Origin of the sequence: Chromobacterium phragmitis (assembly GCF_003325475.1) — a bacterium.
Taxonomy (GTDB): domain Bacteria; phylum Pseudomonadota; class Gammaproteobacteria; order Burkholderiales; family Chromobacteriaceae; genus Chromobacterium; species Chromobacterium phragmitis.
In genome coordinates this window covers 3,578,583-3,596,600 of sequence record NZ_CP029495.1, presented here as the reverse complement: position 1 = coordinate 3,596,600, position 18,018 = coordinate 3,578,583, and the positions used below count along the sequence as shown (strand labels likewise).

Sequence of the window (18,018 nt, the reverse complement as noted above, 5' to 3'; positions counted from 1 at the left end):
CTCTTCCCGCTTATTTTTCTACGTCCAGGAAGCGCCAGATGGCATTGAAATTGGGGTGGTGCTTGAACCCCCTCACCCATGGCTGCGCCAGCGCGTTGGTGAAACGGATGTCGCTGAACATCCACGGCGTGTCGCCGGCCACGATCTTGTTCATCTGATCGTAGAGCCGATCGCGCTCCGGCCCGTTGGGCAACAGGCGGGACTGCTCGTACAGTTTGTCGTAGCGGGCGGACTGGTAGCAGGCGTTGTTGGAGTTGCCGATATTGCCGCCGTACAACAGCTGGGTGAAGTTGTCGCCGTCGGGATAATCCGCGCTCCAGGCGCCGCCGTTCATGCCGAACTTGCAGTCGCGCTGCGCCTTCACCTGCTCATTCCACTGCATCACCCGGAAATTCACCTTCACCTTGATGCGGTCGAAGGCTTTCTGCCAATACTCGTTCCACTGCTTGTCGATGGCGGTGGGGCCAGTCAGGAAGTCGATGGCGAAGGGCTTGCCATTCGGCTGATGACGATAGCCATCGGAGCCGACCTTGTAGCCGAACTGATCCAGCAGCGCGTTGGCCAATGGTGGGTTGTAAGGATAGGCGGCACGGAAATTGGGATTATGGCCAGCCACGTTGGGCGGCACGATGTACTGCACCTGCACCGCCTGGTTGCGGCGGATGTCGCGTATCGTCTCGTTGGTGTCGAAGGCCATGGAGATCGCGCGGCGCAGCGCGATCTTGTCCTTGCTCAGCCCGCCGACGACGGAGTCTTTCATGTTGAACGCGTAAAAGGTGACCTCCTCGCCCAATCCGCGGCTCAGTTGCACGCCTTTGTCCCTCAGCTCGGGCTTCAGCTCGGCCCGCCACGGATTCTTGGGGTCCATGCGCAACACCTGGCGTATCAAGGGTTGCGGGATGCCGGCCAAATCCAGTTCGCCGCTCTTGAAGGCCAGCCACATCGGCTGCTCTTCCTGGATAATGGAAACCTCGATGCGGTCGATCTGCGGATAGGCCTTGCCATTCATCTGGCTGGCGAGCTTGCGGTCTTCCGCGTCGCCATCGCTCGGGTAGCGGAAGGTTTCACGCCGGAAATTGGGATTGCGCGTCAACACGATGCGGTTGCCAGGCTGCCACAGCGCCAGCTTGTACGGACCGGTGCCCACGGGATGGGCGTTGGAATTGTCGCCATAGGCGTCGATCACTTCGCGCGCCTGACCTTCCACCCAGCTGCCCGCCAACAGATAAGGCAGGGACGGAAAGGGCTGCTTGAATTTCAGCTGCAGCGTATAGCGGTCGAGTGTTTTGACGCCCTCTATCGGCGTGTCGTAATCCAACTTGCCCTTGCCGGCCTTCCTGGCCAGATCGGCCAAGCCCACCAGCTTGTCGGTGAAGGTGTCGCTCAGCGGCGAAGCCACAGTCGGATCGGACAGGCGCTTGATCGAGTAGACATAGTCGGCGGCGGTCAGCTCGCGCTTCTTGCCCTTGAACGCCGGGTCCGGCGCGAAATAGATGCCCTTCTTCAAATGGAAGGTGTAAGTCAGGCCATCGGCGCTGACTGCCGGCATGGACGTGGTCACATTGGGAACGACCTTCACCGGCCGAGCCAGGTAATCGAAAGTGAGCAAGGGGTCGTAAATGTGCTCGATCACCGCGGACGAATAGATGTCGGAAATCTTGGCCGGGTCGAAGCCGGTTTCCGGCGCGTTGAACGCCACATGCAGCACCTTCTCCGCGGCCGCCGCATGCAGCGGCGCCAGGCTCCCCCAGACCATCAGTGCCGCCATCAAAGGCTTTTTCAGGCACATAGTCGTTTCTCCTCTGTTTTTCTCATCGGAACCAGTCCATATGGAAATGGTCGATTTTCTATCGCATCCGCGTTTCTCCAGGCGCGGATGCGGTGGACACAAGCTCGTTAACATAAAGCCCGCGCCGCTCACACCTTAACGATTGACACCCCCCAAAGATGACATCATCGTTAAATAAACCGCAACTCGATATTGGCGCGCCTTCCCCTTTGCGCCTGCGCCTAAGAAGGAGAGCATCATGAAACACGCCGCCACGCTCGCGCTCGCCGCCTTGCTGCTGGCCGGTTGCGCCACCTCGCAAGGCTATGCGCAGAAGGTCTACGCCTGGCAGGGCCGCGACGCCAACGAACTGTTGGCCGCCTGGGGCACGCCCACCGGGCAGATGACCATGCCCAATGGCAAGTTGCTCTACACCTACCGCAACGCCTACAGCCAGGAAATGCCGATACAGAGCAACGGCTTCTATCATCCTTGGGGCATCAGCGGCGGCGGCTCCACCTACTACAGCTGCACCACGAACTTCGTCGTCGACCCGCGCGACCACACCATCCAGTCGATCAGCTTCGACGGCAACGACTGCGTCGCGCCGCCCCGCAAATAGCCCAGGTTCACGCGACAGGAGCCGGCGTTTGCCGGCCCCTGTTTCATTTGCCTCCCGCCTCGTTCAGCCTCAGCGCGCGGCGCCCGCCCAATAGCCGCCGGATGCGCGTCCGCAGGCTGTCCAGATAGGTGTACACCACCGGCACCACCAACAAGGTCAGCAGGGTGGAGGTGGCCAAGCCGCCGATGATGGCGTGCGCCATCGGCCGGTTGGTTTCCGAGCCGTCGCCGGTGCCCAGCGCCAGCGGCAGCATGCCGAAGATCATCGCCAAGCTGGTCATCATGATGGGGCGCAGCCGCACCCTGCCCGCCTCGGCGATGGCGTCTTCGCGCGCCATTCCCTCCTGGCGGGCGCGATTGACGAAGTCCACCAGCAGAATGCCGTTCTTGGCCACCAAGCCCATCAACATGATGATGCCGATGATGGAGAACATATTGAGGGTGGAGCCCCATAGGAACAGCGCGACGAACACCCCGCCGAAGGCCAGCGGCAGCGCCACCATGATGGTCACCGGCATGGTGAAGCTGCGGAATTGCGCCGCCAGGATCAGGTAGATGAAGATCACGCCAAGTCCCAGCGCGCGCAGCGCGTTGCTCACCGTTTCCGCCATGTCCTTCTGCTGGCCGCGGTGCATGCGCTGCACGCCCTGCGGCAATTGCACGCCGTCCAGCAGCTTGTCGATGTCCGCCATCGCCGAACCCACATCGCGGCCTTCGACGTTGGCCATGATGCTGATCTCCCGCATCATGTTGGTGCGCTTGATCTGGCGCGGGCTGACGCCCTGCCGCGTTTCGATCAGCGTCGACAGCGGCACCATCTGCGCCGCGCCGTTTTCGTCTCGGTTGCCGGCCACCTTCAACTGATCCAGCAGCTCCTGCCGGCGCTCGTCCTTCGGCACCCGGATGCGCACATCGTAGTTTTCTCCGTCCGGCGCCTCCCAGGTGGTGACCACGTTGCCGGCCAACAGCATGGACAACAGGTTGCCGACGCGGTTGAGATCGACGCCCAGGCTCAGCGCCGCGTCCCGCTTCAGCGTCAGGCTCAGCGACGGATCGCCCTCGGTCAGGTTGGACTCCACGTCGCGCACGCCTTTCACCTTGCCGATGCGGCCCATGATGTCGCGCGACACCGCGTCCAGCTCGGCCAGGTTGGAGCCGCGCAAGCCGATGAAGATGGGCTTGCCCTGCTGCTCGTCGTTGGCCACAGCCTTGATCAGCACGCCGGCCACCGGCTGCACGCGCTTGCGGGCGTCGGCGATCACTTGGTCCAGGCTGCGCTGGCGCGAGCGCTTGTCGCCGATGTCCAGCGTCAGCGAGCCATCGTTCTTGCCGGCGCCGAAATTGCCGCCGCCCACGTTCAGCGAAACTGTCTGGATTTCCTTGATGCCGGACAGCGCCTCTGAGAGCTCCCGTCCCTTCAGCGTCGTGTATTCCAGCGAAGAGCCCGGCGCGGTCTGATACACCACGTTGATCTTGCCGCTATCGCGCACTGGCACGAACTCGCCGCCTATCTTGGGCACCAGCATGAAGCTGGCCGCGGTCATGCCCAAGGCCAGCGCCAGCGTGGTCTTGCGGTGGCCCAGCACCCAGCGGATCACCGCCGCGTAACGTTCGGACAGGCGGTCAAGCGAGGTTTCGAACCAATCCAGCATTCTCCCTAGCGGGCCGCGGTGGCGGTCGCCGTGATGGTGCGGATCATGCCAGATCGACGACAGCATCGGGTCCAGCGAGAAGCTGACGAACATGGAAATCAACACCGCCACCGCGACGGTGAGGCCGAATTGATGGAAAAAACGGCCGATGATACCGCTCATGAAACCCACCGGCAGAAACACCGCCACCACGGTCAGCGTGGTGGCCAATACCGCCAGGCCGATCTCGTTGGTGCCGTCCAGCGACGCCTGGTAATGGCTCTTGCCCAACGCCGCGTGGCGGACGATGTTTTCGCGCACCACGATGGCATCGTCTATCAACAGGCCGATGGACAGCGACAACGCCAGCAGCGTCAGCATGTTCAGCGTGAAGCCCATCAACTGCATCGCGAACAGCGTGCCCACCAGCGCCACCGGCAGCGTCAGTCCGGTGATCACCGTGCTGCGCCAGCTGCCCAGGAACAGGAACACAATCAGAATGGTCAGCCCCGCGCCCTCCAGCAGCATGGACTCCACGCTGCTCAGCGCTTTCTTCACGTCCTCCGCGGAGTCGTAGGTATAGCGCAGCTCGGTGCCTGCCGGCATCTGCGGCTTCAGCTCGGCCAGCAGTTTCTTGACGCCCTCGGCCACCGCCACCTCATTGGCGCCGCGCGCGGCCTTGATGTCCACGCCCAGCCCTGGCTGGCCGTTGACCAGCGATACGCTGTCCTGCTCCGCCTCGGTGTCCGACACCGCGGCGATGTCGTCCAGCCGGATCGGCGTGCCGTTGCGGTAGCCCACCGCCAGCGCGGCGAAATCGTCGGCGGACTTGAGCTTGCCGGACACCCGGATCGCCCACTCCTTGTGCGCGGTGGAGACGTTCCCCGCCGGGAAGTCCTGGTTGGCGGCCTTGATCGCGTCGGCCACGTCGGCCAGCGACAGACCTGAGCCCTCCAGCCGCACCGGATCGATGTCGATGCGAATTTCGCGTTTTACCGAACCGATCAGGCTGACGTCGCCGACGCCCTCCACCATCTGCAGCCGCTTCTTCAGCACGTTTTCCACCCAGCTGCTCAGCTCGCGCGGGCGGGTCTGGCTGGAGGTCAGCGACAGCGACAGCATCGGCTTGTCATTGGGATCGACCTGGGACACCGACGGCGTGCCGATCTCGCGGCGGAAAGCGCCTTGCACCGACGCCACCTTGTCGCGCACATTCTGCACTGCGACGATGGGATCGACCGACAGCTCGAACTCCGCCACCACGAAGGAGCTGCCTTCTGACGAGTAGGAGCGGATTTCCTTGATGCCGCTGACGGTATTGAGCGCCTCCTCCAGCGGCTTGCTCACCTCGCTCTCCACCACCTCCGGCGACGCGCCGGCGTAGTGCGTCTCCACCACCGCCATCGGCAGCCGGACGTCGGGCATCTCCTCCACGGCCAGTTTCTGCCAGGAGAACAGCCCCAGCACCATCAGCGTCATCATCAATACCGCGGCGAAATACGGATTGCGCACGCTCACGCGGGTCAGCCACATGGCGCGCTCCTCAACCCAGGCCGGCCGGCAGGCTGACGGCATCGCCCGCCTTGCTGCCCAGCAGTTCGCCGACGATCACGCTGGCGCCGGCGGCCAGGCCGTCGATCGCCGCCAGCCGCTCGTTCTCCGCGCGCAGCGCCACCGTCACCGGCCGCTTGGCCAGCCTGCCCTGCTCCACCACCAACACCCAGGGCGCGCCATCGATGTCGCGCACCGCGGAAATGGGCACCACCGGTTTGTCTTTCACCTCTCGCACCACCACGCCGCCCTTGGCGAACTGGCCCACTTTCAGATGCCCGTCCGGATTCTTCACCCGGATGAACAGCGTGAAGCTGCGGGTGCCGGGTATGGCCACCGGATTGATGCGCACCACTTCGCCGCGCTCCCGCCCGTCTCGCCCATCCACGCTGAAGGTGGCCGCCATGCCCACCTTCGCTTGGGCGACCAGGCGCGACGGCACGGTGGCGGCGATTTCCAGCACCGCCAGGTCCGCCACCGAGAACAGCTTCATATTGCGGCTGGCCACCTCGCCGGGATTGATCTTGCGTTCGTAGACCACGCCGTCTATCGGCGACTTCACCCTCGCGTCGGCCAGCGAACGTTGCGCCCGCGCCAACTGGGCGGCTTGAGCGCGCAATTCGCCCTCCCTCACCCGGTAGTCGCTCTCCAGTTCGTCGAACGCCACCTGGGAGATGAAGCCCTTGCCCAAGAGCTCCCTCTGCTTGTCCAGTTTGACCTTGGCCAGCTTCAGCCGCGCCTTGGAATTGTCCAGCTGGGCGTTCTGCTCCGCCACCGACTGGCCCAGCGACTCGGCGTCCAGCACCGCCAGCAGCTGCCCGCGGCGCACCGTTTCCCCTTCGCGCACCCGCACTTCGCGGACATTGGCGTCCACCTCGGACGCCACCGCGCTGCTGGTCAAGGCGTTCAGCGAGCCGGTGAACGGAATGGCGGCGGCGAGCGGCTTCACCTCGGCCCGCACCACATCGGCGCCGGACAAACGGCGCGCCGCCGGCGCCGACGCGTTTTTGCCGGAGGCGGACGCATGCTCGGCGCCGCCCTTGCCGCAGGCGGCTAGCGATAGAAGAAACAGGGCGGACAGGCAAAGACGTATATTCATGTGTGTGTTTTCCGATGTGGCCATCGCGGCGTCATCCGGTCTTGTTGTCGATCACGGAACAGGCGGCCGTTTGGCCGCCTGTCCGACATCATGCCACATCCGGTAATTTATTTTAATGTCATTGCAGGAACTGTTCCGAGCCGACGATGCCCAGCTTCGTCAAACCCAAGCGCTGCGACTCCGCCAGCACCATCGCCACCGGCGCGTACGTCGCGTCCTTGTTCGGCTTGATGTGCAGCTCCGGCTGCGGCTCCGCCTTCCCCGCCGCCGACAGCTTCGCCTCCAGCGCCTCCCGGTTCGCCAAACGCTCCCCATTCCACAACACCCCGTTGTCCGGCGCGATGTCGATCTGCACCACCACCGGCTTCGCCAACGGCTTGGACGGCGTGTTCTGCGGCATGTCCAGCTTCACCGCGTGCGTCTGGATCGGAATCGTGATGATCAGCATGATCAGCATCACCAACATCACGTCGATCAGCGGCGTGGTGTTGATTTCCATCATCAGGTCGTCTTCGCCCGACGACCCCACATTCATCGCCATGTCTCTTCTCCTAGTCTCCGCCCCCGGGCGCCGGCGGCTCCGTGATGAACGCGATCTTCACGATCCCCGCCTGCTGCACCGCCAGCACGATGCGGCCGACCGGCGCGTATTTCGCCGCCGCGTCGCCCCGGATGTGCACTTCCGGCTGCGGATCTTTCTTCGCCACCGCCACCAGCCGGTCCAGCAGCTCCCGCTGGTCTTTCACCGGCGACATGTTCCAGTAGATGCGGCTGTCCGGCCCCACCCCCAGCACCACGTTCTCCGGCTTGGTCTGCGTCGGGATGTTCTGCTCTTTCGGCAGCGTCATCTTCACTGTCTGCGTCACCACCGGCACCGTGATCAGGAAGATGATCAGCAGCACCAGCATCACGTCCACCAGCGGCGTGGTGTTGATCGCCGACAGCACCTGGTCCTCGTCGCCCTTGCCGTGGCCAATTCGCTTGTATCGGGCCATGGCGGCTTACCGGCTCGGGGTGTTCAGCAGGCTGGCGTGCAGCCGGCCGGACACCACCCGCACGTTGTCCAGCACCAGCTTGTTGCGGCGAACCAGCCAGTTGTAGCCCAGCACCGCCGGCACCGCGACGGCCAGGCCGATGGCGGTCATGATCAGCGCTTCGCCCACCGGGCCGGCCACCTTGTCGATGGAGGCCTGGCCGGAGGTGCCGATCTTCACCAGCGCGTGGTAGATGCCCCAGACGGTGCCGAACAGGCCGACGAACGGCGCGGTGGAGCCGACGGTGGCGATCACCGACAGGCCGTTCTGCATGTGGTGGCTGGCGGAGTCCACCGCGTCTTCTATCGCCATCGCCACCCAGGTGTTCAGGTCCACGCGGTTGGCCAGTTCGCCCTTGTGTTCGGCGGCGGCTTCGATGCCGGCTTGCGCCACCGCGCTGTACATGCCTTCGTCGGCCAGCTCGCTGGCGGCTTTCTGCAGCCCGGCGCCGTGGTGGCCCAGCAGTTCTTGCCCCTGCTTGATCAGGCGGCGTTGCTCCAGCAGCTTGACGATGCCGACGTACCAGGTGGAGGCCGACATGATCAGCAGAATGATCAGCGTGCCCTTGGCCACGAAGTCGCCTTGCGACCACAGGGCGTCGATGCCGTACGGGTTGGAGGTGCTGACGGTTTCCGCCGCCAGCGCCGGCAGTGCGGTCAGCAGGCCGGCGGCGCCCAGGACTTGGCCCAGCAGTGCGCGAGTGATCTTGGTCATGGTATTTGCTCCTTTGTGTCTTGAGATGCCCTGGTCTTAGGAGCCAGAGTCGAGTTTGAAGCTGAATTCCTGCGTCAACGATGTGCTGCCGCGGCAGGTATATCCCTGCAGGGCGGCGGAGATCGCCGACTTGAAACTGCTGCGATAGCGCGGCGGAATGCCGCCGTCGAAGCCCACGTTGCTGAATCCGTTGAACTTGCCATCCGCGCCGACGGTGAAGACCACGCTGACGACGCCCTGGACTTCATCTTCCAGCGCCTTGGCCGGGTAGTCGGGAACCGCGCTGCCGCTGCAATTGCCTTTGGCCGAAACCGGGCCTTTCGGCGCTTCCGCCACCGGCGCCGGCGTCGGCGCAGGTTGCGGGGCGGGATCGGAGGTCACTGACTGGATCGCGTTGGCCGACTGGACGACCGGCGGCGGATTCACCACCGGCGGCACGTAGGCCTGCGGCTTCGGCGTCGCCGGCTGCTGCACCACCTTCTCGATCTTCGGCGGCGGCGGCGGTGGGGGCGGCGGCGGCTCGCTGATCACCGACACTTCCACCTTCTGCTGGATCACCTTGACCACCCCCTGGGCCAGGCCCGTCACCAGCGCGTAGATCAATAGGGCATGAAATATGACAACTCCAGCCAGGCCGGCCGAGCGCCGGCTGAAGGTTCCGTTGCTGCGTTTGATAGAGATGCTGTTCATGGCCACTGCCTTTCCTGCATGCGCTCGCGGACTGGATAGGAACTCGCCGCCCTTATCCCGTGACACGTAGTGAACGCTTGTAAGGGATGCCTCGCAATTCGTAGTTGCCCCCAGACGCCTTTCGGCGTCCGGGTCGCATGCCTCGCGGCTTACATCTTGTAGTTGAACTTGGCGAAATATGCGCGGCCCACCTGATCTGCGAAGCGCGCATCGTAGTTGCCCTGGAACAGATACTGCTGATTGCTCCACGGCGGCAGTTGATCAAACAGATTGCGCACGCCGGCGGTCAGGGTCAGATGCTTGTTCAGCTCGTAGCTTCCGGACATATTCCATGTGGAATACGGTTTGACCATATGATTGGTGGAGGCGAACGCGCCGGAATTCTGATCGGTGTAACCGGACTTGTAATTCTGCGACAACAATCCGCTCCACGAGCCGCGATGCCAATTCAGAGTCAGATTATGCTGCCAGCGGAAAGTCGGCTGGGTTTGCGTGGCGACGTATTGGCCCAAATTGGTGTAATAGTTGCCGCCTTCTTCCAACTGGTACACGCTCTTCGCCAGATAGGTGCCGGACAGTTCTGCGCTGAAATCGCCGATCGCGGTTTTGGGGAATGCCCAACGGAAGTCGAGGTCGACACCGGACGAACTGGTATTCCCCATATTCTGCGTGATGGCGGTGCCGGTCAGATTGCCGCCATTGCTCGCGTCGTAATACAACAGGGAATTGTGGCTGCCATCAAACAGCACGGCCTCGGACAAAGTGTTGACCTGATGTTTGACCATCACCCACCACAAGTCGGCGCTGGCAGTGATGTTCTTCACCGGCTCCAGCACAATGCCCATAGACAAGGAGGACGACTTTTCCGGCTGCAGCTTGGTATTGCCGCCCACTTTGATATAGCGCTGCTGAGACGGACAGCTGTCCGCCATCGACGGGCAACTCAAAGGATCGATGTAGTAATCGCCGGTTAGCTGGCTCTGGTTGGGCTGATACATGTCCAGCAAAGCCGGCGCCCGGAAGCCCGTGCTAGCGGAAGTCCTCAACAGAACTTGCGGCGACAGCTCATAGCGCAGCGAGAACTGCGGGCTGAAAGAGTTGCCGACGTCGTTATAGTGGTCGAACCGCGCCGCGACTTTCCCATCCAGATGCTTGATGATGGGAATATCCGCCTCGGCGAACAACGCCGACACGCTACGACTGCCTTTGGTGTTCAGTGACTGCAGCATGCCGGGGCCAAGCGCATCCTTGGAGATCGAATAATTAAAATTGTGCTCCAAGTACTCGTGGCGAGCTTCGCCGCCGAAGGCGACTGCCAGAGGACCCGCCGGCAAAGCCATCACTTCCTTGCTCATGCTGAAGTCGGCGCTGGCGATGTTATAGGTGCCATCGTCCAGATGGCCGCGGATTCCGATCTGATTCCATACATTGGGATCGGTCGCCAAACCGGTGACCAGACTGATCTGATTGTTCAGATACGCGTTTTTCACTTCATTAATGCCTGTGAAACCGCTAACCAGCTCCTCCGTGGCATAGGTTTGGGCATAACCTGCGCCTGTTCTGTAATCCCAGCCTGCCAGCTGGCCTTCCAGATTAAATTGCAGTTTCTGTTGGACATTCACCGCCTGAGTGAGACGGTTGCCCAAAGGCATGGTGCGAAGGAACGGCGTCAGCGTCGCCCCGCCCGTGGGCGTAACGATGCCCTGCGTGCCGCTTGGCAGCATCACGTCGCCGCCGGTGGGAGTCGGCGCGGCGATGGTCATGTTTTTATTGCGAGTGATGTTGTAGCTGATCGACAGGTCGTGATTCTCGCCCAGCCTCATGGTCGCCTTGGCGAAGCCAGACCACGTTTCCACTTCCGGCTGAATGCCGATCATGGTGCTGGGGTAGGTCTTGCACACGCCCCCCTTGGCCACCGTCGGCGCGGGACAGTTCGGGTAAGCGGAGGACGGAGAGATCGGTTGATCTCTCAGATCGACATCATAGTTTCCCGGATAGCTATTCGAACTTGGCTTGGAGGCAGCAGTGATCGCGGAAGCAAAATCGCGCTGGCTGGCCATGATCTTATCGGTTTTATGATACGAAGCGTCGGCATAGATGTTGAAGCCATCCTTGCCCAGATTGCCATAACCATACGAGATGTTAAGGTTCTTCTCGTTGCCCCCGGATCGCTGCGGCGTCAGAAAATCGCCGCCCAAGCTAAGGCCTTGGCTGGTTTTCTTGGTGATGAAGTTGATTACGCCGCCAATGGCGTCGCTGCCGTAAATCGCAGTCGCGCCGTCCGGCAGAACGTCGACGCGCTCGATTGCGGTAAGCGGAATGGCATTCAGGTCGGCGGCATAACCATCGAAAGGATGCAGCGAAACGCGACGCCCATCCAGTAACACCAAGGTGTACTGGCGGCCCAAGCCGCGCAGATTGGCGAACGCCGCACCACCGGTGGAGGCTCCCACGCTGGAAGTTGCGCCGATGTTGGACTGATTGGCCGCCAGCGCGTTGACGACTTGCTCGACCGTGCTCAGGCCCTGCTTGGTCAAATCCTCCACTTTGACCGTGGTGACTTCGGTGGCCTTCTCACTCTTCAAACGCTTGATGTGGGAGCCAATCACATCCACGCGCTGCAAAGCGCTGCTATCCGTGTCGTCCGCATGAGCCATCTGCGCGTAGCCGATGCCGCCCATCAGAGACAGCGCTATCGCCAGCGTTTTTCTCTTGTGATTCATCATTTCTCCAAATCCCTTGTAGAAGTACGGCGCCGCCTCGTGGGCGAGCGATCTTATCTATTTGTCGTGCCGATTGAAGGCGATTCGAGTGTGAAAGTTTGTAATGACTAACGTCAACAGCCATTTACTTTTGCCAAGCGATTCAAAAAGAGAGCAAACAAATTCATTCAGCTTGGTCACAAATTGTCATAAAAAAAATTGCGTCATGCCCAATAATTCCAATGACGTCGCAAAGCCCGCGTCATCAACCGTCACAAAGAAAAAGTAATAAATACTTTTCAAGGCCGAATCATGATGATGATTTTGTTGCATTCCCGCAGTAAATCCATTTTTTTGTTTCATCATTCACAACTTTCCTCGCCAACCTGCTGAATTGGATAAACATAAAAGCTCATGCCAGACATGAGGAATTATCCCAGTAAAAAATCAAACAAATAGTGCAAATGCTCAACAATGTCATCGTGGTGATGCCATTGCCTTTCAAAGTAACTATTTGTTTGTATTTTTGATTAAATTAAATGCACAAGTGTGAATATATATTAAATTCATTTGGCATTTTGTTTTGCCGTGCACTATTGCGAAATAGTCGTATGCAATTACGACATGCCTAAAGGGAACTGAGGGCAATTACAGGCCAAGGGGACGAACACAATTCGCAAAACAAACCCGGCCATTATCAGGAAAAGGCATACCGCCGGCTCCTGCACTTAAACCGCAAGAGGAGAAATTGCATGTTTGCAAAACAACACGCCATCGCACTGATCGTCGCCGGAGCATTCGCCATCGGCGCCCAAGCCGGCGAAGCCTGGGTCAATACCGCGACCCAGGCGCATCCGATCGCCACGGCGACGAACGCGGCGAACGCATCGATCGCCGCAGTGCAAAGCGCTGGCGAAGTCGCCGCAGGCCAATCGGTGCACGTCGCCGTGATGCTGAAAGTCCGCAACAAGGCGCAACTAGACGCGCTGACCGGCAGCCTGATGGCCGGCACCAGCCACAAAACGCTGAGCCACGCCGAGTTCATGGCCCAGTACGCCCCGACCCAGGCCCAAGCGCAGAAAGTCGTGGCTCATCTGCAAAAGAGCGGCTTCCGCAACATCAAGGTGGCGTCCAACCGCATGCTGATCACCGCGGACGGCAGCGCCGCCACTGCCAAGACCGCGTTCAACGTGACCATGCACCATGTCAACAACAATGGCCGCGCCGCCTTCGCCAACGTGACCGCCGCCCAGGTGCCGCAATCGCTGGGCGGCATCGTGCTGGCCGTGCACGGCCTGCAGAACGTCAGCACCTTCCACACCATGATGCAAAAGGCCGCCATGAAGACCATGGGCTCGGCCAAGACCGCCAGCGTCATTGGCCACAACCCCACCGACTTCCCGCTGATCTACAACGCCAGCAGCCTGCCGCCTGCCAGCAACACCACCGTCGGCATCATCGCCGAAGGCGACATCAGCCAAACGCTGTCCGACCTGCAGGACTTCACCGACGGCGCCGGCTACCCGGATGTCAGCACCAACACCATCTATGCCGGCGATCAAGGCAACGATACCGACGGCGTGGGCGAATGGAACCTGGACAGCCAGGACATCCTGGCCGCGGCCGGCGGCCAAGTTCAGCAGATGAACTTCTACGTCGCCACCTCGATGACCAACGCCGACATCACCGCCGCCTTCAACTCCGCGGTCAGCGACAACACCGCCAAGGTGATCAACGTCTCGCTGGGCGAATGCGAAACCTCGGCCCAAAGCGACGGCATGACCGCCTCCGATGACCAGATCTTCCAGACCGCGGTGGCGCAGGGCCAAACCTTCTCGGTGTCCACCGGCGATTCCGGCTCTTACGAGTGCGGCGGCCGCACCGCGCGCCAAAGCTATCCGGCGGTTTCCCCGTACGTGATCGCAGTCGGCGGCACCACGGTGAACACCAGCGGCGCCACCAAGTACTCGTCGGAAACCGTGTGGAACGGCACGGGCGGCGGCGTCAGCTCCACCGAGAAGGCGCCGTCGTGGCAAACCGCCGCCGGCGTGCTGACCACCTCCAAGACCCAGCGCGGCGTGCCGGATGTCTCCTTCGACGCCGATCCGAACAGCGGCGCATTGGTTCTGGTCAGCGGCCAAACCCAGCAGATCGGCGGCACCAGCCTGGCCGCCCCGTTGTTCACCGGCTTCTGGGCCCGCATCCAGTCCGCCCACGGCAACAGCCTGGTCTCGCCGAATCCGGCCATCTATCAGTACTTCAAGGCCAACCCGTCGCTGTACCACGACGTCACCTCCGGCAGCAACGGCGCTTACAAGGCCACCTCCGGCTGGGACTACACCACCGGCTGGGGCAGCCTGAACGTGGCCAATCTGAACAGCTTCATCAACAGCCACAGCGGCTTCTGATTCAGGCCGTCTTGTCGATGAAGGCCCCGGCTCGCGCCGGGGCTTTTTCATCCCCGCGCCGCCGCTTGTGGAAAGCCGCTTGCCCATCGCGCGGCGCGGCATAAAATGACGGCACGCACCGATATCAGGACACGCCGTGAAACCCGATCTCGCCATCCGCTTGCTGCATCAGTGCCGCCACGCGGCCCTCGCCACCCAGTCGCAGCCATGCCCGGGCTATCCCTACGCCACCGCCATCCAATTTGTCTGCGACGAACGACACCGGCCGATTTTCGTCGCCAGTACGCTTGCCGAACACAGCAAGAATCTGCTGACCGATGGGCGCGTCAGCCTGTCCCTGCTGACGCCCGGCGCCGATGCCGCCCAATCGGCAAGCCGCATGACGCTGCTGGCCGACGCCGAGCGCATCGACGCTCCCGATGCGCTGCGGCGCCGCCTGCTCCGCTACCTGCCTGAGGCGGAGGATTGGCTGATGCTGGATTTCCTGTTCTTCCGGCTGCACCCCAAGCGCGCGCGGCTGATAGCCGGCCTGGGCACAATGGGCTGGCTGGATGGCAACGCATGGGATTCGCTGCCCATTCTGAATCTGGACACGGAAGCCAGACTGCTGCGGGACGCGCAGTCGGCGCTGCCGCCATCGATACGCTTGCTGGGGTGCGACGGCTTCGGCGCGGACTGGATGGAAAAGGGAGATTACCGCCGAACGGACTGGAGCGAGCCGACAACCGAGGCGGCGGCGCTCCGCGAACGCTTGCTGCAGTTGACGCCATCCCGGGACAGAAAATAAAAAACCCCGCCGGCAACGGCAGGGTTTTCGCGTCGGGCCCCGTCGGGCTTACATCGACTCCAGCACCTTGATGCCCAGCAGGTCCAGGCCGGTGCGCAGTGTCCGCGCGGTCAGCGCGGCCAATTGCAGGCGGCTGGCGCGGACTTCGCCCTCGCTCTTCAGGATCGGGCAGGCTTCGTAGAAGCGCGAGAACAACGTGGCGATGTGGTACAGATACTGCGACAGATAATGCGGGTAGCAGCCCTCCACCACGGCGTTCAGCGTGTCTTCGAACTGCGCCAGCGCGGCGGCCAGTTGCTTCTCGGCCGGCTCCGTGATCACGATCTTGGCGCTCGCGTCGTAGTCTTCCGCCTTGCGGAACACGCTCTGCACGCGGGTGTACGCGTATTGCAGGTACGGCGCGGTATTGCCCTCGAAGGCCAGCATGGTGTCCCAGTTGAAGATGTAATCGCTCATGCGGTTCTTGGACAGGTCGGCGTATTTCACCGCGCCGATGCCCACCGCGTTGGCGATTTCATGCTTCTGCGCTTCCGGCAGATCCGGATTCTTCTCGGACACCAGCGCGTAAGCGCGCTCTTCGGCCTCGTGCAGCAGTTCGATCAGCTTGACCGTGCCGCCGGAGCGGGTCTTGAACGGCTTGCCGTCATCGCCCATCATCACGCCGAAACCGACATGCTCCAGCGACATGCCTTCCGGCGCGAAGCCGGCCTTGCGGCAGATGGTGAACATCTGGGCGAAGTGCTGGCTCTGGCGCGCGTCCACCACGTAAATCACGCGGTCCAGCTTCAGTTCGCGATGGCGGTAGCGCACCGCGCCGATGTCGGTGGTGGTATAGATGAAGCCGCCGTCCTTCTTTTGGACGATCACCCCCATCGGCTGGTCTTCCTGGGTGCGGAACTCCTCCAAGAACACGACCTGGGCGCCGTCGCTCTCGGTCAGCAGGCCGGCCGCGCGCAACTCGCGCACGATCACCGGCAGGTCGTCGTTGTACGACGATTCGCCGCGCACGTGTTCGCGTTTCAAACCAACGTTCAGCTTTTCGTACACGTCCTCGCAGTGCTTCAGCGACACGTCGACGAAGCGGCGCCACAGCTTCAGCACCTCCTCGTCGCCGCCTTGCAGCTTCACCACGTAGTCGCGGGCGCGGTTGGCGAAGTCCTCGCTCTCGTCGAAACGGATCTTGGCGTTGCGGTAGAAGGTTTCCAGGTCGGACAGCTGCAGATCGGCGTCGCCGGCGTGGCTGGTTTCCACCAGATAAGCCACCAGCATGCCGAACTGGGTGCCCCAGTCGCCCACGTGGTTGGCGCGCACCACGTCGTGGCCGACGTATTCCATCACGCGCGCCAAGGCGTCGCCGATGATGGACGAGCGAAGGTGGCCGACGTGCATTTCCTTGGCCAGATTCGGCGAGGAATATTCCACCATCACGCGCAGCGGCTTGACCGGCGCGATGCCCAGCTTGTCGTCTTTCAGGGCGGCTTCGCTTCGTCGGGCCAGATATTCAGGGGCTAGATGAATATTGATGAAACCCGGTCCGGCGATTTCCACCTTGTCGGCGATGCCGGCAAGATCCAGCGCGGCGACGACCTTTTCGGCCAGCGCGCGCGGGTTGGTTTTCAGGGCTTTGGCGGCGCCCATCACGCCGTTGGCCTGGTAGTCGCCGAATTCCGGCTTGGAAGCCGGCTGGACCACGGCGGGCGCGTCAGGTGCGCCCGCCGCTGCCAGCGCCGCCTGTACCCGCTCGTTGATCAACTGATGAATAGTCATTGGATAGCCCCACGAATTGCCGCGAAAACGAAAATTTGCCTTCGCTTCTGAAAAATCATTGATGTTTGATTGTATGCGCCCCCGCTTGAGCGGGCAATGCTTGATCCCGACTCAAGCCGCGCCAATCTGCCTTAGTTTGATCCATCACCGCGTTCGCCGCCGGCACCGGCATCCAGCCACAATGTCTCCCCGATCGCCGGCACGCTGAAGTCGGCCGGGGCGATGCCATGCCGGCTCAGCGCATCGGCCAGATCCAGCGGCGGCTGGTGCAACGGCTCGTCGGTCAGCACGAAGGTCCCCCAATGCACCGCCAACGCGCGCCGGGGGCGCAAAATACGGTAGATTTCCACGGCCTCGGCGGGATCGATGTGCTGCGCCTGCAGAAACCAGCGCGGCCGATACGCGCCTATCGGCAACAGGGCGACGTCGACCTTGCCCAGATGCTCGGCGATCCGCGCGAAAAGCTCGGGATGATACCCGGTATCGCCCGGATACCAAAGTTGCGCGCCGCCGCCCTTAGCCGCGAAGCCGCCCCACAGCGCGCGATTGCGGTCTCCCAAAGCCCAGCGCTTGCTCCAATGCTGCGCCGGCGTCAGCGTCATCTCCACCTCGCCGTGTCGATGGCGCTGCCACCAATCCAGCTCCACGATGCGGTCAGCCGGCGCGCCGGCGCGCGCCAGCGTCCGCCCCACGCCCAGCGGCACCACGAACAGCGGCGATCCGCCGCTCTGCCGCGCCAGTCTTTGCAAGGTAAGGAAATCCAGATGGTCGTAATGGTTGTGCGTCACCATGACCGCATCGATATGCGGCAAATCGTCCAACGCGATGGCCGGCGGCGACAGCCGCTTCGGCCCGGCCCACTGCATTGGCGATGCCCGCTGCGACCATACCGGGTCCAGCAGCAGATTCATCCCGGCCAGCTGGATCAACCCGCTGGCATGGCCGATCCAGGTATAGGACGGACGCCCGCGGTTGGCGGCCAGAGCGGCGACGTCTGGCTCGACCCGGCGGATGTCCTGCAAGCGGTGCTCCACTTTCAAGCGCCGGCGCTCCCAGTTCCAGCGCAGCAGATCGATGAGCCTAGGCTGCTTGAATGGATAAAGATTGCGGTAGCCGGTCTCGCCGTGGTGAACGCGGCTTGGATCGCGGCGGTAGCGCGGCGAGGGCCAGCGCAGCAGATTCAACGACATGGGGATGGACGCAAAAACCAATGACCCCGGCATTCTGACGCAAAACGTCCAAATTA

The 18,018-nt window shown here is 62.3% G+C and carries 14 protein-coding genes; 3 read left to right on the top strand and 11 right to left on the bottom strand.

Going from position 1 to position 18,018, the window contains the following annotated elements; translation table 11 throughout:
* Positions 1–10: 10 nt before the first annotated feature.
* Entirely contained in the window at positions 11–1,768 is a 1,758-nt protein-coding gene (locus tag DK842_RS16975; RefSeq protein WP_232538512.1) for an ABC transporter substrate-binding protein, read from the bottom strand.
* A gap of 259 nt (positions 1,769–2,027) precedes the next feature.
* Between DK842_RS16975 and DK842_RS16970 the strand changes: the two genes are divergently transcribed.
* On the top strand, positions 2,028–2,390 hold the full coding sequence (locus DK842_RS16970) for a hypothetical protein (protein WP_114062514.1): 363 nt from the start codon (positions 2,028–2,030) through the stop codon (positions 2,388–2,390).
* Between the two features lie 43 nt (positions 2,391–2,433).
* Here DK842_RS16970 and DK842_RS16965 read toward each other — a convergent pair whose 3' ends face one another.
* The 8 genes from DK842_RS16965 to DK842_RS23465 form a co-directional block, all read right to left on the bottom strand.
* Positions 2,434–5,553, bottom strand: coding sequence for an efflux RND transporter permease subunit (locus DK842_RS16965; protein ID WP_114062513.1), 3,120 nt, complete (start codon positions 5,551–5,553; stop codon positions 2,434–2,436).
* Positions 5,554–5,563: 10 nt separating this feature from the next.
* Positions 5,564–6,670: an efflux RND transporter periplasmic adaptor subunit gene (locus tag DK842_RS16960; RefSeq protein ID WP_232538511.1), complete on the bottom strand. Its 1,107-nt coding sequence runs from the start codon at positions 6,668–6,670 to the stop codon at positions 5,564–5,566.
* Between the two features lie 118 nt (positions 6,671–6,788).
* On the bottom strand, positions 6,789–7,211 hold the full coding sequence (locus tag DK842_RS16955) for an ExbD/TolR family protein (protein WP_114062511.1): 423 nt from the start codon (positions 7,209–7,211) through the stop codon (positions 6,789–6,791).
* A 10-nt stretch (positions 7,212–7,221) separates the two neighbouring features.
* Complete coding sequence (locus DK842_RS16950; protein ID WP_114062510.1) at positions 7,222–7,665, bottom strand: ExbD/TolR family protein; 444 nt, start codon at positions 7,663–7,665, stop codon at positions 7,222–7,224.
* A gap of 6 nt (positions 7,666–7,671) precedes the next feature.
* The gene (locus DK842_RS16945; RefSeq protein ID WP_114062509.1) at positions 7,672–8,418 is read right to left on the bottom strand and encodes a MotA/TolQ/ExbB proton channel family protein; all 747 of its coding nucleotides are present in this window, start codon (positions 8,416–8,418) and stop codon (positions 7,672–7,674) included.
* A 36-nt stretch (positions 8,419–8,454) separates the two neighbouring features.
* Positions 8,455–9,108 (bottom strand): energy transducer TonB, encoded by a 654-nt coding sequence (locus DK842_RS16940; RefSeq protein ID WP_114062508.1) that lies wholly within the window; start codon positions 9,106–9,108, stop codon positions 8,455–8,457.
* A gap of 149 nt (positions 9,109–9,257) precedes the next feature.
* Entirely contained in the window at positions 9,258–11,834 is a 2,577-nt protein-coding gene (locus DK842_RS16935; RefSeq protein ID WP_114062507.1) for a TonB-dependent receptor, read from the bottom strand.
* A 183-nt stretch (positions 11,835–12,017) separates the two neighbouring features.
* Positions 12,018–12,176, bottom strand: a complete 159-nt coding sequence (locus DK842_RS23465; protein ID WP_168194909.1) for a hypothetical protein — start codon at positions 12,174–12,176, stop codon at positions 12,018–12,020.
* Positions 12,177–12,562: 386 nt separating this feature from the next.
* Between DK842_RS23465 and DK842_RS16930 the strand changes: the two genes are divergently transcribed.
* Together DK842_RS16930 and DK842_RS16925 are read left to right on the top strand one after the other, a co-directional pair.
* Complete coding sequence (locus DK842_RS16930; protein ID WP_168194908.1) at positions 12,563–14,218, top strand: S53 family peptidase; 1,656 nt, start codon at positions 12,563–12,565, stop codon at positions 14,216–14,218.
* Between the two features lie 136 nt (positions 14,219–14,354).
* Entirely contained in the window at positions 14,355–15,005 is a 651-nt protein-coding gene (locus DK842_RS16925; protein WP_114062505.1) for a HugZ family pyridoxamine 5'-phosphate oxidase, read from the top strand.
* Positions 15,006–15,053: 48 nt separating this feature from the next.
* On the opposite strand, the gene argS is transcribed toward DK842_RS16925, so the two are convergent.
* Together argS and DK842_RS16915 are read right to left on the bottom strand one after the other, a co-directional pair.
* Positions 15,054–16,772 (bottom strand): arginine--tRNA ligase, encoded by a 1,719-nt coding sequence (gene argS, locus DK842_RS16920; RefSeq protein WP_114062504.1) that lies wholly within the window; start codon positions 16,770–16,772, stop codon positions 15,054–15,056.
* A 131-nt stretch (positions 16,773–16,903) separates the two neighbouring features.
* The gene (locus DK842_RS16915) at positions 16,904–17,962 is read right to left on the bottom strand and encodes an MBL fold metallo-hydrolase (RefSeq protein ID WP_168194907.1); all 1,059 of its coding nucleotides are present in this window, start codon (positions 17,960–17,962) and stop codon (positions 16,904–16,906) included.
* Positions 17,963–18,018: the final 56 nt, after the last annotated feature.

Excerpts from the sequence above, each read along its gene's own strand:
- DK842_RS16975 (WP_232538512.1), bottom strand. The coding sequence starts at position 1,768 with ATGGCGGCACTGATGGTCTGGGGGAGCCTGGCGCCGCTGCATGCGGCG.
- DK842_RS16955 (WP_114062511.1), bottom strand. The coding sequence starts at position 7,211 with ATGGCGATGAATGTGGGGTCGTCGGGCGAAGACGACCTGATGATGGAA.
- DK842_RS16970 (WP_114062514.1), top strand. The coding sequence starts at position 2,028 with ATGAAACACGCCGCCACGCTCGCGCTCGCCGCCTTGCTGCTGGCCGGT.
- DK842_RS16940 (WP_114062508.1), bottom strand. The coding sequence starts at position 9,108 with ATGAACAGCATCTCTATCAAACGCAGCAACGGAACCTTCAGCCGGCGC.
- DK842_RS16960 (WP_232538511.1), bottom strand. The coding sequence starts at position 6,670 with ATGAATATACGTCTTTGCCTGTCCGCCCTGTTTCTTCTATCGCTAGCC.
- DK842_RS16965 (WP_114062513.1), bottom strand. The coding sequence starts at position 5,553 with ATGTGGCTGACCCGCGTGAGCGTGCGCAATCCGTATTTCGCCGCGGTA.
- DK842_RS16915 (WP_168194907.1), bottom strand. The coding sequence starts at position 17,962 with ATGTCGTTGAATCTGCTGCGCTGGCCCTCGCCGCGCTACCGCCGCGAT.
- argS (WP_114062504.1), bottom strand. The coding sequence starts at position 16,772 with ATGACTATTCATCAGTTGATCAACGAGCGGGTACAGGCGGCGCTGGCA.
- DK842_RS23465 (WP_168194909.1), bottom strand. The coding sequence starts at position 12,176 with ATGATGAAACAAAAAAATGGATTTACTGCGGGAATGCAACAAAATCAT.
- DK842_RS16950 (WP_114062510.1), bottom strand. The coding sequence starts at position 7,665 with ATGGCCCGATACAAGCGAATTGGCCACGGCAAGGGCGACGAGGACCAG.
- DK842_RS16935 (WP_114062507.1), bottom strand. The coding sequence starts at position 11,834 with ATGATGAATCACAAGAGAAAAACGCTGGCGATAGCGCTGTCTCTGATG.
- DK842_RS16930 (WP_168194908.1), top strand. The coding sequence starts at position 12,563 with ATGTTTGCAAAACAACACGCCATCGCACTGATCGTCGCCGGAGCATTC.
- DK842_RS16945 (WP_114062509.1), bottom strand. The coding sequence starts at position 8,418 with ATGACCAAGATCACTCGCGCACTGCTGGGCCAAGTCCTGGGCGCCGCC.